Annotated in this window: 12 protein-coding genes and 1 pseudogene; all 13 read left to right on the top strand. The window is 59.8% G+C overall.

The features are described 5' to 3' along the window. The 13 genes and pseudogenes from tilS to HMPREF3042_RS03610 all read left to right on the top strand — a co-directional run bounded on the left by tilS (position 1) and on the right by HMPREF3042_RS03610 (position 14249). Positions 1-1074 (top strand): tRNA lysidine(34) synthetase TilS, encoded by a 1074-nt coding sequence (tilS, locus tag HMPREF3042_RS03670; protein WP_246822306.1) that lies wholly within the window; start codon positions 1-3, stop codon positions 1072-1074. 122 nt (positions 1075-1196) lie between these two features. After that, a complete protein-coding gene (gene hpt / locus HMPREF3042_RS03665) occupies positions 1197-1781 on the top strand; it encodes a hypoxanthine phosphoribosyltransferase (protein WP_070566002.1) in 585 nt (194 codons plus the stop codon). A 269-nt stretch (positions 1782-2050) separates the two neighbouring features. Next, complete coding sequence (gene ftsH / locus HMPREF3042_RS03660) at positions 2051-4735, top strand: ATP-dependent zinc metalloprotease FtsH (RefSeq protein WP_070856095.1); 2685 nt, start codon at positions 2051-2053, stop codon at positions 4733-4735. A gap of 9 nt (positions 4736-4744) precedes the next feature. Continuing rightward, positions 4745-5320: a GTP cyclohydrolase I FolE gene (gene folE, locus HMPREF3042_RS03655; RefSeq protein WP_070856094.1), complete on the top strand. Its 576-nt coding sequence runs from the start codon at positions 4745-4747 to the stop codon at positions 5318-5320. An 86-nt stretch (positions 5321-5406) separates the two neighbouring features. After that, a complete protein-coding gene (folP, locus tag HMPREF3042_RS03650; protein ID WP_070856221.1) occupies positions 5407-6348 on the top strand; it encodes a dihydropteroate synthase in 942 nt (313 codons plus the stop codon). A gap of 5 nt (positions 6349-6353) precedes the next feature. After that, entirely contained in the window at positions 6354-6758 is a 405-nt protein-coding gene (gene folB, locus HMPREF3042_RS03645) for a dihydroneopterin aldolase (RefSeq protein WP_049194057.1), read from the top strand. Continuing rightward, complete coding sequence (gene folK, locus HMPREF3042_RS03640; RefSeq protein ID WP_070437807.1) at positions 6755-7267, top strand: 2-amino-4-hydroxy-6-hydroxymethyldihydropteridine diphosphokinase; 513 nt, start codon at positions 6755-6757, stop codon at positions 7265-7267. The genes folB and folK overlap by 4 nt, the downstream gene beginning before the upstream one ends. A 2-nt stretch (positions 7268-7269) precedes the next feature. Next, positions 7270-7776, top strand: a complete 507-nt coding sequence (locus HMPREF3042_RS03635) for a DUF3180 domain-containing protein (RefSeq protein WP_049194055.1) — start codon at positions 7270-7272, stop codon at positions 7774-7776. After that, positions 7773-9044, top strand: a complete 1272-nt coding sequence (locus HMPREF3042_RS03630; protein ID WP_070856093.1) for a DUF6779 domain-containing protein — start codon at positions 7773-7775, stop codon at positions 9042-9044. The genes HMPREF3042_RS03635 and HMPREF3042_RS03630 overlap by 4 nt, the downstream gene beginning before the upstream one ends. A gap of 64 nt (positions 9045-9108) precedes the next feature. Continuing rightward, positions 9109-10029 carry a Rossmann-like and DUF2520 domain-containing protein gene (locus tag HMPREF3042_RS03625; protein WP_070856092.1) on the top strand — a complete coding sequence of 307 codons (921 nt, stop codon included), beginning with the start codon at positions 9109-9111 and terminating at the stop codon, positions 10027-10029. 97 nt (positions 10030-10126) lie between these two features. After that, positions 10127-11068 (top strand): annotated as a pseudogene (gene panC / locus HMPREF3042_RS03620) (pantoate--beta-alanine ligase); the annotation flags it as partial. 314 nt (positions 11069-11382) lie between these two features. Continuing rightward, positions 11383-11799 carry an aspartate 1-decarboxylase gene (panD, locus tag HMPREF3042_RS03615; RefSeq protein WP_070601076.1) on the top strand — a complete coding sequence of 139 codons (417 nt, stop codon included), beginning with the start codon at positions 11383-11385 and terminating at the stop codon, positions 11797-11799. Between the two features lie 254 nt (positions 11800-12053). Then, positions 12054-14249 (top strand): PhoX family protein, encoded by a 2196-nt coding sequence (locus HMPREF3042_RS03610; RefSeq protein WP_070601078.1) that lies wholly within the window; start codon positions 12054-12056, stop codon positions 14247-14249. Positions 14250-14299: the final 50 nt, after the last annotated feature.

Here is a 14299-nt window from a genome sequence, read left to right as displayed (position 1 = left end):
TTGGCTAGACCTTTTTGGCCGGACCGCAGCCCTCATTTCCTCATCATTCGGCAAGCTGTCCGCGCGATAGTGCCGCAGGTGGGGCAGGAGTTGGGCGGCGGTATCGTCATTGGGCTTTCCGGCGGTGCGGATTCGCTCGCCCTGACCGCCGGGGCCTGTGCGGAAGCTTTCGGGTCCAAGGGGGCACTGGCCGGCCGCAACGTTCACGCCGTCGTCGTTGATCATCAGCTTCAGCAGGGCTCTGCAGAAGTCGCTGAGCGCGCCGCCCACATAGCTCGAGGGATGGGGGCTACGGCCGAGGTTATCGCGGTCGATATCAATAACGATTCCGACCGCGGTCCCGAATACGAGGCGCGTTTGGCTCGACACCGAGTCCTACGGCAGATTGCCCAATCTCGAGGTGCGGCACTGATGCTCGCCCACACCTTGGACGACCAGGCGGAAACAGTTTTGCTGCGACTGGCCAGAGGGGGCGGCCCGCAGGCGCTGTCCGCTATCCGAGACAATCTCACGTGGTCGGACGGGACTCGGATTCTGCGTCCGCTGCTCGGTGTGCGACGCACCGACACTCAGCGCTGCTGTGAAGAGCTGGGCCTAAAAGTCTGGCATGACCCACACAACCAGGACGACCATTACGCCCGCGTTCGGGTTCGAAAGACGATTTTGCCGCTGCTGGAGCAGGAGCTGGGTCCGGGAGTTGCGGAAAATCTCGCTAAGACTGCGGGGATTGCAGCAGTCGACAATGACTTTTTGGACGCTCACGCCGAGTCGGCTCTGGATTCGCTGCTGGGGGAGGAAGTGGCGTCGGCAAGCGGGAGCCTGTCTGTGCGAGGGGTCGCTGAGCTTGACGACGCCATCGCGGTGCGCGTCCTCGCTCGTTGGTTGAGGCAAGCGGGTGCCGAGCCCAGCAGTAAACAGATCGACATGGTTATGGCGCTCGTGCACCGCTATCACGGCCAGGGGGAAGTGCCAGTGACCCGCGGGCGCGATGGTGCTGACAGAAATGCCAGGTTGGTCGTTGAGCGAAAAGATGGCACTCTACAATTGGTAATGAATCGTCCCGCGGTGTCTTAAGAAAAGGTGCCGCAGTCCAACTTCCGGCGGCTGAGAACTATCGGTTGCCTTAACCCTGAACTTGCACTGGGGCAGTTACGCTCCATCGACACGCCGCCATAGAAGTGCGGAAAGGAAATGCGATGCATGATGTGAAGGATTTCAACGTCCCCGCAAACCCCTACGGCGATGAGGTAGAGGCAGTTCTCATTGGCGAAGAGGAGCTGCATGCTCGCATTGCCGAGATGGCGCATCGTGTGAATGAGAAGTACAAGGATGCCGACAGCGATCTGATTCTGGTCGCAGTGCTCAAGGGCGCGGTGTTCTTCCTGACTGACTTCGCCCGTCAGCTCAGCATTCCCAGCCAGATGGAGTTTATGGCGGTTTCCAGTTACGGAAACTCCAGCTCGTCGTCAGGCGTGGTGCGTATTTTGAAGGATCTGGATCGCGATATTGAGGGACGCGATGTCGTGATCGTTGAGGACATCATTGACTCCGGTCTGACCCTGTCCTGGTTGATGAAGAACCTGCGCAACCGTAATCCGCGCTCCCTGGAGGTCATTACGCTGCTGCGTAAGCCGGAGGCTGTGCGCACCAAACTAGACGTTGCGGATGTTGGCTTCGACATTCCGAACGAGTTCGTCATCGGTTACGGCCTGGATTACGCCGAGCGCTACCGCGATCTGCCGTATGTCGGCACGCTGCACCCGCGCGTTTACCAGGGCTAGGTCTGTCTTCGGCGCTTATTGCACAGTGCCGATGCTTTACGACGGGCATTGCGCGCGCACCCTCACGCTGTTCTAGCTGTGTTCTAGCTATGAACAGTAGGAGTTGGAAACTTTTTTCGGTTGCGATGCGTTATGCCTACTGTGGGGTCAGGTGCCATGAGCCCTGGCCCCACGTTGTGTCATTGATGTGTCTTCGAGAAGAACTCGTTGATGCGTACAATTAATAAAAGCAACTAATAGATGTAGAGAGCGAAAAGCGAACCCACTGTATGGACAAGAAAAAGGTGTTCCGGTTTGCCACCGTTGCCGGCATCATCCTGATTATCCTCTTTGCTATTACTCAGCTGGCGGATGATTCCCGGGAATACCGCGAGGTGGATACGTCCGTTGCCCTGACCCAATTGGATAAGAGCAATGTCACGGAAGCTCAGATTGACGATCGCGAACAGCGAATTCGCCTCACCCTGAAGAAGGGCGTGGAGGTCGAGGGTACTGAGGACGTCACGAAGGTGATGACCAAGTATCCAGCGCGTGCGACCGACCAGGTCTTTGACAAGGTCGCTGCCGCCAAGGGCATGGAGAAGTTCGATACCAAGGTCACGCAGGATTCCTTCCTGATGTCCACCTTGGGCTTCCTGCTACCGATGGTGATCTTCTTCTTCGTCATCATGTACTTCTTCAGCCGCATGCAAGGCGGCAAGAACGGCATGTTCGGCTTTGGTGGCAATCGCGCCAAGCTGCTGAACAAGGAGACCCCGACCAATACGTTCGAGGATGTTGCTGGTGCCGATGAGGCCGTCCAGGAGCTCGACGAGATTAGGGATTTCCTGCAGCACCCAGCTCGCTACGAGGAGCTCGGCGCGAAGATTCCGCGTGGTGTTCTACTCTACGGTCCTCCCGGTACCGGTAAGACCTTGCTGGCCCGCGCCGTCGCTGGTGAGGCAGGAGTGCCTTTCTACACCATCTCGGGTTCGGACTTCGTCGAAATGTTCGTCGGTGTCGGTGCCTCCCGTGTCCGTGACTTGTTTAATCAGGCCAAGGAAAACAGCCCGTGCATTATCTTCATCGATGAGATTGACGCCGTCGGTCGCCAGCGTGGTGCCGGTATGGGCGGCGGCCATGATGAGCGTGAGCAAACCCTGAACCAGCTGCTGGTGGAAATGGATGGTTTTGGTGATCGTCAAGGTGTGATCATCATGGCTGCGACCAACCGTCCGGATATTCTCGACCCGGCGCTGCTGCGCCCGGGCCGTTTTGACCGACAGATTCCGGTGGGTGCACCAGACCTGAAGGGCCGCGAGGCAATTCTGAAGGTCCACGCTCGGAACAAGCCGCTGGGACCGGATGCGGATCTGACGTCGCTGGCCAAGCGCACCGCCGGTATGAGCGGTGCTGATCTGCAGAACGTGCTGAATGAAGCTGCGCTGCTGACCGCTCGCGTCAACGGCAATATCATTACTGCGGATGCGCTGGAAGAGGCGGTCGACCGTGTTATTGGTGGTCCGCGCCGTACCTCCAAGGTGATTTCCGAGCAGGAGAAGAAGGTCACCGCCTACCACGAGGGTGGCCACACCCTGGCTGCGTGGGCGCTGAAGGACATCGAGCGTGTTTACAAGGTCACTATCCTCGCTCGTGGTCGCACCGGCGGTCATGCGCTGACTGTCCCCGAGGATGACAAGGGCATGTACAACTTGCCAGAGCTCTTCGCTCGCCTGGTCTTCGCCATGGGCGGTCGCGCTGCCGAGGAGCTGGTCTTCGGGCTGCCGACTACCGGTGCTTCTGCCGATATTGAACAGGCCACCAAAATTGCTCGCGCCATGGTGACCGAGTACGGCATGTCGCCAGAGCTCGGCCCGGTGAAGTACGGCGAGGAGCAGGGCGATCCGTTCGTAGGCCGTGGTGGCAGCGGCACTCTGGACTACTCGCCAGATGTGGCGGCGAAAATTGATCAGCAGGTTCGTTTGCTGATCAATAAGGCTCATGACGAGGCCTACGCCATCTTGAAGGAAAACCGCGACACTCTCGATGTTCTGGCTGAGAAACTGCTGGAGAAGGAGACCCTGCGTCGTCCGGATCTGGAAGTTATCTTCACCGATGTCGTTCCGCGTGAGCGTCTGAACTTCTTCGATAGCGACACCAAACACCCGGCCGATGGCCGCGAGCCGGTGAAGACACCGGTTGAGTTGGCAATCGAGCGCGGTGAGGAACCGCCGAAGCGTGTCAACATCTTCGTGCCGGTGCGTCGCCGCGAACCGGAGAACCAGGACGCGGGCAACAACGGCAATGGTCAGGGGCCAGCAGGCTCCGCTGGTGCCGGTAATGCTAGTGCTCCGGGTCTGCCGGGCGCCCAGCAGGACCGACCGAATGTTCCGGTTTACGGTGGCACCCCACCGCCGGCTGGTTGGACCGCACCAGGTTGGCCGCCGAAGGATACCGGCAGCACGCACGGTTCGGCTGCCGCACCGGCTCCCGCACCGGCTCCGGCGCCGGCTCCTCGCCCGGAGGGGCAGAGCCAGCCGGGTTCGCAGGATGGCCAGGGCAACGCGCGTGGCCAGCACCCGGGCACTGCTAACTACCCGGCAGGCTCCCCGGACTTCGGCTCGAAGGCAACCGGTATTGGTAGCAACGGTGGCAACGGCCCCGCGAATATCCCTGCCCCTCCGAAGATGCCGTGGGACAGGCAGGGGGGATGTCACCGTCAGGAAAACTCTGGCAGCGATGCCACCCCGACTACGGTGATGCCGTCGGCGGGACAGCAGCAGGAATTGCGCGGATTCCGCCTGCCGGATAACGAGCAGCCGGAACACACAGAGCGTTCGGAAAACGCGAAGAACGCCGACAACTCCGATGACAAGGGTGCACAGATGCACGATTCGGATAAAGACGGCGTCGTCAAGCGAAACGAAGACAACAGCGCCTGGCAGGACAAGCCGGACACCAACGAGGAGCGATAAGTACACATCATGGAGCGCGAATTCGATCAGGATCGAGCCGAGGCTGCGGTTCGTGAACTGTTGATTGCCGTCGGTGAGGATCCCGACAGGGAAGGTCTGAAGGAGACGCCGGCGCGAGTTGCGCGAGCCTACCGTGAGGTTTTCGCGGGCCTGTTTGAAGATCCGTCTGAGGTGCTGGCGAAGACCTTCAACGAGGATCACCAGGAACTCGTTTTGGTCAAGGACATCCCGATTTACTCCACCTGTGAGCATCACTTGGTGCCGTTCTTCGGCGTTGCCCACATTGGTTACATTCCGGGCAAGGACGGTCGTGTGACGGGTCTGTCCAAGCTCGCTCGTCTGGTCGATGGCTATGCGAAGCGCCCGCAGGTGCAGGAGCGGCTGACCAGTCAGGTTGCGGATGCCTTGGTGGAGCGGCTGGATCCGGCCTCGGCGATTGTCGTTATTGAAGCGGAGCATCTCTGCATGGCCATGCGCGGTATCCGCAAGCCGGGCGCGCGCACGGTGACGTCAGCCGTTCGCGGTGGCTTCAAGACGGATGCCCGTTCGCGCGCAGAGGCAATGGCGCTGATCCGCAAGAGCTAACGCAACAGTTAAATGGTCGATTGGAAAGGCTGGACAACAAGGTGACTGAATCCCCCTTGCAAGCGCAGGCAGGACAGCAGGCGGAGATGGGTGTCGAGAATCAGCTCTGCAAGGTGATGGGCATTGTCAACGTCACCGAGGACAGCTTTTCCGATGGCGGCCTGTACAAGACCTTCGACGCGGCGATTGCCCATGCGCACGAGCTGCTCGCTGAAGGCGCACATATTCTCGACATCGGTGGCGAGTCCACTCGCCCCGGCGCACACCGCGTTTCCGAGGATGAGGAAATTGCCCGGGTCGTGCCTGTGGTCCGCGAACTCGCGGCAGACGGGCACCTGATCAGCGTCGATACAATGCGCGCAAGTGTCGCAGAGGCAGCAATCGCCGAGGGTGCGGTATTCATCAACGATGTCTCCGGCGGTCTCGCAGACCCCAACATGTACGCAGTCTGCGCCGATGCCGATGTGCCCATCTGTCTGATGCACTGGAAGACCGATCGCTTCGGCTCCGCTTCTGGGCGCGCCGAAACTCACCCGGACGGCATTGTCGCCGATGTCCGTGAGCACCTGCTTCAGCTTGTCGACGGTGCCATGGGCGCCGGAATCGTCGAGGAAAATATTGTCCTCGACCCAGGCCTGGGCTTTGCCAAAAACGCCAATGACAATTGGGCGCTCCTCCACGACCTGCCGGAGCTTATTGACCTCGGTTTCCCCGTGTTGGTCGGTGCTTCCCGCAAGCGTTTCGTCGCCGCCGTTGGCAGTGAGGCACGCGCACCAAAGCAGGCTGATGCCGCGACTACCGCAATTTCCGCGCTGTCCGCAGCGGCGGGCGCATGGGCGGTTCGAGTTCACAATGTGGCCGACAACCTCGACGCAGTGCGTGTGGCGCAGGCATGGAACCTTGGACGTTCACTGACCGGTTACACAGCGGCCGGCGACTATCCGGAAGGTGGGTCTAACCGCGCTGCGCAGCACGACGAGTCGGCTGCGGAATCGCCAGCCGAGTCGACTCTGGAAGGAGACGCGTAAACACAGTGGCTGATCGCATTGAACTCAAAGGCCTGAAAGCCCACGGCTACCACGGTTGTCTCGACTTCGAGCGCCGCGATGGTCAGGACTTCATCTGTGATGTCACCCTGTGGCTGGATTTCTCCGGTGCCGCTGCCAGCGACGAGCTGGACGACACGGTCAACTACGCCGACATCGCAGCCACCGCGCATGGGGTTTTAACCGGCACCCCTCGCAACCTCATCGAAACAGTCGCGACCGAGATCGCCGAAGCAGTGCTTGCCGACGACGACGCCCGCGCCGAACGCGGATTGTCCCCACTGTTGCATGCGGTGGAAGTGACCATTCACAAACCACATGCGCCCATTCCGCTCGACTTCGATGACGCTGCGGTGACAGCCCGCCGTTCGCGGAAGAAGCGGTTGGCATGATTCGCGCAGTTCTTTCTATCGGCGCGAACATGGATCGCGCGCGAGAAAACCTAACAGGTGTGCAGGACTTCTTCGCCGATGAATTGGTCGCAGCCTCAAAAATTTATGCCACCCCGCCTTGGGGTGGGGTAGAGCAGGGCGACTTCCTCAACGCCGTACTCATTGTTGACACGCGCCGGACACCAATGGAGCTACTGGAAGCTGGTTGGAAACTGGAAAATGACGCTGGTCGAGTGCGTGAAATTCACTGGGGGCCGCGGGCGCTCGACGTGGACATTGTGCAGGTCATCGACAAGGAATCCGGCGAGGAGATTATTTCTGACGATTCGACTCTGACCCTGCCGCACCCGTGGGCAACCGAGCGTGCCTTTGTGCTGGTGCCATGGCTCGACGCCGACCCGGATGCCGAATTGGAGGGAGTTCGGGTCGCGGAACTCGTCGATAAGCTGGCACCTGAAGACGTAAACGCGGTGCGCCTAGCAGACAGCGCGGATGGAGAAGGGGCCTAGAGATGAAACCGACCTCACCGATTACGTTGGCAGCATCTGCGCTGGTTCTCGCGCTGGCGTCATGGATGATCCTGGCACAGTTTTTCGGTGCGCTCGGGCCGCGAAGTTGGTGGGACCTGGGGTTTCCCTGGCTGCTCACAGCCGTCTGTGTGGCGGCAGCGCGGTGGATTAAGTCGGTACTGAAAGAGGCGAAGGTCGGGCAGGATCGCAGCCAGGTGCAGCCGTTAACGTTGTCGCGATGGTTGGTGGTCGGTACGGCATCCGCGTGGTTGGGTGCGATTCTCGGAGGACTGTACGCCGGTGGCGTGCTGTGGGCTGTGCCGAAGTGGACGGAGCTTGCGGCCGCACAGGCCGACGGGCCGATCATGATTGTCGGCACAGTATCCAGCATTTTGCTCGCTGCGGCGGGGCTGTGGCTGGAAAAAGTTTGCCAATTGCCAACTGATGGCGAAAATTCTTCGCCTCCTAGCGGGGAAATGGGAACCAACTCGGTAGGGTGGGAGTTATGACTGACCTCTCCAACGCCGGTAATGACCCGAAGCGCTCGGGTGATGCCGCATATTTTCAGAGCGACGCGGCAGCTACTTCGTCGGATATGGCTGAGTCTCCGTCCCCGTCGCCTTCTTCAGCTTTCGAAAGCTACTCCGCTGGGGCTAACTTCGGGGCTGATGTGGCATATGCAGATGAGCAGAGCAATGATGTGACGAAATTTAGTTCTTCCGATGGTACGACGGAGAAAACCGCCGTCATTCTCATGGTTGTGCTGCTGGTGCTCGCGGTGATTGCCAGTATCGTCATGCTCTTTGCCAGCTCTGCCGGCTGGATGAAGGTTGCCGTGCTGCTGGCGTTGTGGTCGGCAGTTATCGGGGCTGTGCTGGTGACTCGATACCGCAAGACCATTGCGCTGGAGCGCAAGCGGTTGGAGACCATCGAGGAGCTGCACAAGGTAGAGCTTGACCGCGAGCTGGCCACTCACCGCGAGCAGGAACTGATTCTCGAGCAGAACTACCTGGACTCGCTTGAGGGCAACAATGATGACAACATTGCGGCGCTACGCGCTGAGGTCTTTGCACTGCGCGCCCAGCTTGCTGAGTTCATGGGGGAGGATTTCGACGACGAGCAAGTTGCTCTTCGCGCCCAGGCCGAGCGTCTGCGTGAGCTCGACTCGCCACAGCAGGCCTCGCCGATGAAGAATCCAACCGGCCACGACCGGCCGACACCACGCGCGACTTCTCACCGCGCTGAGATGACCGCTAACGGCACTGTCGGCGCTCATACTCAGCACGGCGGCACTGGCTCCACTTCCTCCGCTTCGCCGGTTGAAGATGCCGAGGCCACCGACATGCGCCGTACATTCTCGCCGTCTGGCCAGCCGGTTGACGTCCACGAAGTCGCCGATTCCAAGGATGACGAAACCGTTTCCAAGGAGAAGTTCTCCACTAACTCTTTCCGCGCCATCAACTGGCAGGAAACTCCGGCCGAGGATGCCGCAGAGGATGAATCTCAGGGCGGCGCTCACGAGGCACACGGTGCACGCCACCCATTCGCTGCACCGGAATCGGACGACGCCTCGGACTCTCCGACTCGCCAGCTGCAGGCCATTCGCGATGAGGACCTCGCAGAAGAGTCAGCTCAAAAAACGGCGCAAGAGCCTGCGCAGGAGCCTGCAAGCCACGGTCGGCGCCGTGCTGAGGACAACAAGGGCAGCCTGACGGTTGCCGAGCTGATGGCGCAGATGCGCAAGAAGAGGGAGCAGCGCGAGGACGAAGAAGCCTAGCCGCCGGCTGCGTATGCGCGGCCTACTCACCGCACATAGCTGGTTTGGTCTAACCTAGTCAGTCATGACGCAAAACCAGCATGATTCCCATCCCCATCGGACAACCGCTCCGCGGTTGACGGTGGGGATTATTTCTGCCGGAAAAGTCGGGATCGCGCTCGGCCAGGCGTTAGAGCGCTGTGGGCATCGTGTCACTCACGTGGTCGCGCGCTCACCGGAATCTGTCACACGAGCGCATCTACGCCTCCCGAACGCCCAGGTCAGTAGCATTGCCGACACAGCTTCCACCTGCGAGCTCATCGTCATCGCTGTGCCGGATCGCGCCATCGCAGAGGTCGCCGAGGAAGTTGCCCGCTACGTCGGCCCCGGACGTATCGTCATGCATACTTCAGGACCCCTCGGGCGTGCCGTGCTCGATCCGGTCGCGCTCACCGGCGCGCTGACCATCGCCGCCCATCCCGCAATGACGTTCGCAGGACTTGACGACGACTCCGAGCTCCTGACCGGTTGCCCATGGGGCATCACGGTCGGGGATGAGCTCGCGAAAACAGTCAGTGAACTGCTCATTGGTGAACTCGGTGGTCGTCCGGTGTTCATCAACGAACGGCACCGCGGCCTCTATCACGCGGCTATGGCCCACGGCTCAAACGGTCTCGGCGCCGTCGTGGTCGATGCGGTAGAAATGTTGGCAACCACTATCGGCGGAGATGCGGCAGCCGAAGACACCGACCTAGCTGAGCTGCGTCGAGGTCAGGCCGCCGAGCTGCTCCGCCCACTACTGGAAGCTTCATTGGACAATGCCTTGAGGTGGGGTTCCCGGGGGCTGACTGGCCCGGTGACGCGGGACGACCTTGGGACCGTCGTCAAGCACGAACGTGAAATTGAAGCGGTGGCGCCGGAAATGGGAGCCGCCTACCTGGCCCTTGCCGAGCGTATCGCCGAGCTGCGCGGTGCCAACGAGGTTTTGCGGTACCTACGCCGATGAGCTGAGCGGACTGGTTGTTCTGGTCATCCGGGATGTGGCGTAAGGTATTGCCGTCGGACGAAAAGTTTGGTCCGGTAGATCTGAACGCGGAGGAAACATGACGGGGTATACCGCCGGAGAGACAACTGTTCACAGGACTATTGCGGGAATCGCGCAGGTCACCCGTGCGTTGCGGAAGACCGGACGGCCGGTGGTGCTCGTACCTACGATGGGTGCGCTACACCAGGGGCACCTTGAACTAGTACAGGCCGCGAAGACACTGCCGCGCGCTGTTGTGGTGGTGTCGATTTTCGTCAATCCGCTGCAGTTCGGTGAGGGGGAGGACTTTGACGCCTACCCGCGGACTCTGGATGAAGACGTGGAGAAGCTCCGCGCTGTCGGTGCTGAGCTGGTCTTTGCGCCGAACGCGAAGGAGATGTACCCCAACGGTTTCCGCACGACGGTGCAGCCGGGGCCGCTGGCTTCGGAGCTCGAAGGTGCTACTCGCCCGGGGCACTTTGCCGGTGCGTTGACAGTGGTTAACAAGCTTTTCAACATTACCAACTGCACTGACGCCGTTTTTGGTGAGAAGGACTACCAGCAGCTGTGTCTGATGCAGCAGATGGTCACTGATCTGAATATGCCGGTGCAGCTGCACGGTGTGCCAGTGATCCGCGAGGCCGATGGGCTGGCTATGAGCTCCCGCAACCGCTACCTGTCCGAGGAGCAGCGCAATCTCGCAGTAACCCTGTCCGCTGCGCTGACTGCCGGTGCTTTTGTCGCGGACCGTGGTGCGGATGCTGTGCTGGAAACCGCGCGTGGTGTGCTCGCCAGCCAGCCTGAGGTCGAGTTGGATTACTTGGAGCTGCGTGACGCTGCGCTCGCCCCGCTTTCCGACGAGGCGTTGCGCGGCGACGGCCAGGAGACCGAAGCTCGCCTACTGGTTGCTGCGAAGGTCGGCACTACTCGTCTCATTGATAATGTTGGCTTGATTCTGGGTGCGCCGCGCCCGGATTCGGCAAACGGTTTCGGTCAGCTCGGGCAGAAGGACGCCGAAATTGCGTCAGCGGCTCTGTCGGCTGCGGGGCTGGACGGCGAGCTGACTGAGCAAGAGGCCGCTGAGTTGGCTGAGCTGCAGGAAAAGGTCCGCGCTGCTCGAGATGCCCGCCTGAAAGATGAGTCCAGCAAAGAAAACCTGAAGAACGCCGGCTTTGACGTTGAGCAGGACAGCGAGTAGGACGGCTTTTCGAAGTAGTTTTTCGTGGCTGGGAAGTTGTCGTATTATAGTGTGCCGACTGACAACCTGCCACGCTAAGGGGTGCCGCGGTAGGCAAGCATCCAGGGGACGAATCCAGGAAGGGACCTACCTTTTTCATGTTTCGCACTATGTTGAAGTCCAAGATTCACCGTGCCACGGTGACTCAGGCTGATCTTCACTACGTTGGATCGTGCACGATTGACGCTGATTTGATGGAAGCGGCCGACCTGCTTGAAGGCGAGGCCGTCGACATTGTCGATATCAATAATGGCAACCGTCTTACCACTTACTGCATTACCGGAGAGCGCGGCTCGGGCATCATTTCTATCAATGGTGCCGCCGCTCGTCTGATTTCTCCGGGTGACCTGGTTATTATCATCGGCTACGGCATGATGGATGACGCTGAGGCGCGTACTTACAAGCCGAATGTCATCTTCGTCGATGAAGACAACAAGATCCTGGAAAGTGGCAATGACCCGGCGGATGTTCCGGAGGGGTCTGATTTGAAGAATCCGCGCAGTCCGGAGAACTAGGGCTAGTCCACGCAGCCCGCAGAGCTGGGTTTCGACTGCGTGGGTGGAGAGAAAAGTCGAGCCGGAAAACCGCGACACCAGGGTGTTTACTTTGCGTTAAATTGTAAGCCATTAGACCGTCAGCTAAAGCTCATTGGCGAGTTGATCTTTAGAAACCGAAAGGTAACGCAACGTCCTTAGCTTCTTAGAGGATCTAAAAGTTTTAGTTTTCCATTTCCTCATCTAGTCGAAGCTATACAAAGGCGGTCTCCCCCGTGGTTCGTATTGGCAAGAATCTGCTGACAAATCCTTTTGCTACCTCTCGCAGCTCCCTGACCTGCACTTACAAGTGTGGTAATGCTTGTGCTGACGATGCTCCGAATGAGTTCTCTGACAACCAGTACTTCGGTGATGTTGCGAAGCAGGCATTCTCCCAGCGCGCATTCTCCCGTCGTGCTGCACTGAAGGTCACTGGTGCTAGTGCTCTTGCGGTCGGCGGTGGCGCCGTGCTGGCCGCTTGCTCCTCTGATGATTCGGGCAGTGCCGCAGGTGGCTCCGATGCCTCCGGTACCACTGCTGCCGGTGACGGTAGCAAGGGCGAATCGCCGGAGGGTATGCGTTTCGACGCCGTTAAGCCGAACACGGAAGACGCAGTCGTTATCCCGGACGGCTACGAGCAGAATGTTCTGATTCGCTGGGGCGACCCAATCCACGAAGGTGGCCCGGAGTTCGACTTTGACAAGCAGACTCCGGAAAACCAGCTGAAGCAGTTCGGCTTCAACAATGACTTCGCTGGCCTGATTAAGGCTGAAGACGGCACACTGCTGTACGTCTGCTCGCACGAGTACACCACCGAGCCGATGATGTTCCGTGCCTACAAGAAGGAAGATGCCACTAAGGAGCAGGTCGACATCGGACTGGCTGCCCACGGTCAGACCATCCTTGCTGTGGAAGAGGATGACAAGGGATTCCTGAAGCCAATCCTGAGCGACAAGCGTAACCGTCGCATCACTGGCTTCACCGAGTTCACAGTTGACGGCCCGGCTGCTGGTCACGATCTGCTGAAGACCAAGGCTGACCCGAGCGGTATGAAGGTCGAGGGAACTTTGAACAACTGCTCCGGTGGTGTTACTCCGTGGGGTACCTACCTGTCCGGCGAGGAGAACGTCGACCAGTACTTCGGCAACGTTGGCAAGCTCAAGGACGAGGACACAGTTAAGAAGCTCAAGCGCTACTCGGTCAAGAATGAAGAGCTGTCCGATCGCGCGTGGGAGAAGTACTACGACCGCTTCGATGTCTCCAAGGAGCCGAATGAGCCGAACCGCTTCTTCTGGCTGGTAGAGATTGACCCATCTGACCCGAACTCCACCCCGGTCAAGCACACCGCACTGGGCCGTTTCAAGCATGAAGCCGGTCAGATTTACGTCACCGACGACGGCACGGTTGTGTGCTACTCCGGCGACGACGAGCGTTTCGAGTACATCTACAAGTTCGTCTCTTCCCGCAAGGTTAAGGAAGGCGACCTCAAGCACAACATGGGCATTCTGTCCGAGGGCACGCTCTACGTCGGTAAGTTCAACGGTAATTCCGAGTCCGAGATTGATGGCTCCGGTGAGCTGCCGAAGGACGGCCGTTTCGACGGTGACATTGAGTGGCTTCCGCTGATGACCGCCAAGGCAGACGGCAAGCACGAGTCCCACGTTGATGGCATGACCGCCGAAGAGGTCTGCATTTACACCCGCATCGCCGGTGATAAGGTCGGTGCGACTCGCATGGATCGCCCGGAGGATATCGAGCCGTCCCCGAAGACCGGTAAGGTCTACGCGGCGCTGACCAACAACAAGTACCGGGGCAAGGCGAGCCCGGATAGCTCTGGCAAGACCCAGGACAACAAGGCCGCCAAGAAGACTGATGGCGCAGGGCGCCCCTATGAGGGGGCGACTGAGGTTGCACCAATCACCGAGAACAAGAATGGCCTTGTTCTGGAGATGGAAGATGACCATGCTGGTACCAAGGGCAAGTGGAACCTTCTGCTGGTCTGCGGTGACCCGAACGAGGCTTACACCTACTTCGGTGGCTTCGACAAGGAATCGGTCTCTCCAATTTCCTGCCCGGACAACGTCACCTTCGACGAGTACGGCAACCTGTGGGTTTCCACAGACGGCAACGCCCTGGACTCCAACGACGGCCTGTTCGCCGTTGCTGTCGAAGGCGAGCGTCGTGGTGAGACCAAGTGCTTCCTGACTGTTCCGGTCGCTGCTGAGACCTGTGGTCCGCAGGTGTTCTCCAACCGCGTTATGGTCAACGTCCAGCACCCGGGCGAAATCGAGACGGATCAGGGGCACCCGGTCGGCGACAACCCGGACCCGACCACCAACCCGACCTCGCACTGGCCGGACGGTGGCAAGGAGCAGCCACGCCCGGCAGTCGTTCAGGTTGTACGCACTGATGGCAAGAAGATTGGTGTGTAGGTTGCCCTTGGCAAGGAGCTAAGCAAAAACGCGCGGATTAGCGCGTAGAC

The organism is Corynebacterium sp. HMSC074C05, assembly GCF_001838325.1.
Lineage (GTDB): Bacteria > Actinomycetota > Actinomycetes > Mycobacteriales > Mycobacteriaceae > Corynebacterium > Corynebacterium amycolatum.
The sequence above is the reverse complement of the archived record's forward strand: the minus strand, read 5'-3'. Positions and strand labels throughout refer to the sequence as shown.

What these genes read in the sequence shown, in the direction of transcription:
- hpt (WP_070566002.1), top strand. Translation starts at nt 1,197, where the DNA reads ATGCATGATGTGAAGGATTTCAACGTCCCCGCAAACCCCTACGGCGAT.
- ftsH (WP_070856095.1), top strand. Translation starts at nt 2,051, where the DNA reads ATGGACAAGAAAAAGGTGTTCCGGTTTGCCACCGTTGCCGGCATCATC.
- folE (WP_070856094.1), top strand. Translation starts at nt 4,745, where the DNA reads ATGGAGCGCGAATTCGATCAGGATCGAGCCGAGGCTGCGGTTCGTGAA.
- folP (WP_070856221.1), top strand. Translation starts at nt 5,407, where the DNA reads ATGGGTGTCGAGAATCAGCTCTGCAAGGTGATGGGCATTGTCAACGTC.
- folK (WP_070437807.1), top strand. Translation starts at nt 6,755, where the DNA reads ATGATTCGCGCAGTTCTTTCTATCGGCGCGAACATGGATCGCGCGCGA.
- HMPREF3042_RS03635 (WP_049194055.1), top strand. Translation starts at nt 7,270, where the DNA reads ATGAAACCGACCTCACCGATTACGTTGGCAGCATCTGCGCTGGTTCTC.
- HMPREF3042_RS03630 (WP_070856093.1), top strand. Translation starts at nt 7,773, where the DNA reads ATGACTGACCTCTCCAACGCCGGTAATGACCCGAAGCGCTCGGGTGAT.
- HMPREF3042_RS03625 (WP_070856092.1), top strand. Translation starts at nt 9,109, where the DNA reads ATGACGCAAAACCAGCATGATTCCCATCCCCATCGGACAACCGCTCCG.
- panD (WP_070601076.1), top strand. Translation starts at nt 11,383, where the DNA reads ATGTTTCGCACTATGTTGAAGTCCAAGATTCACCGTGCCACGGTGACT.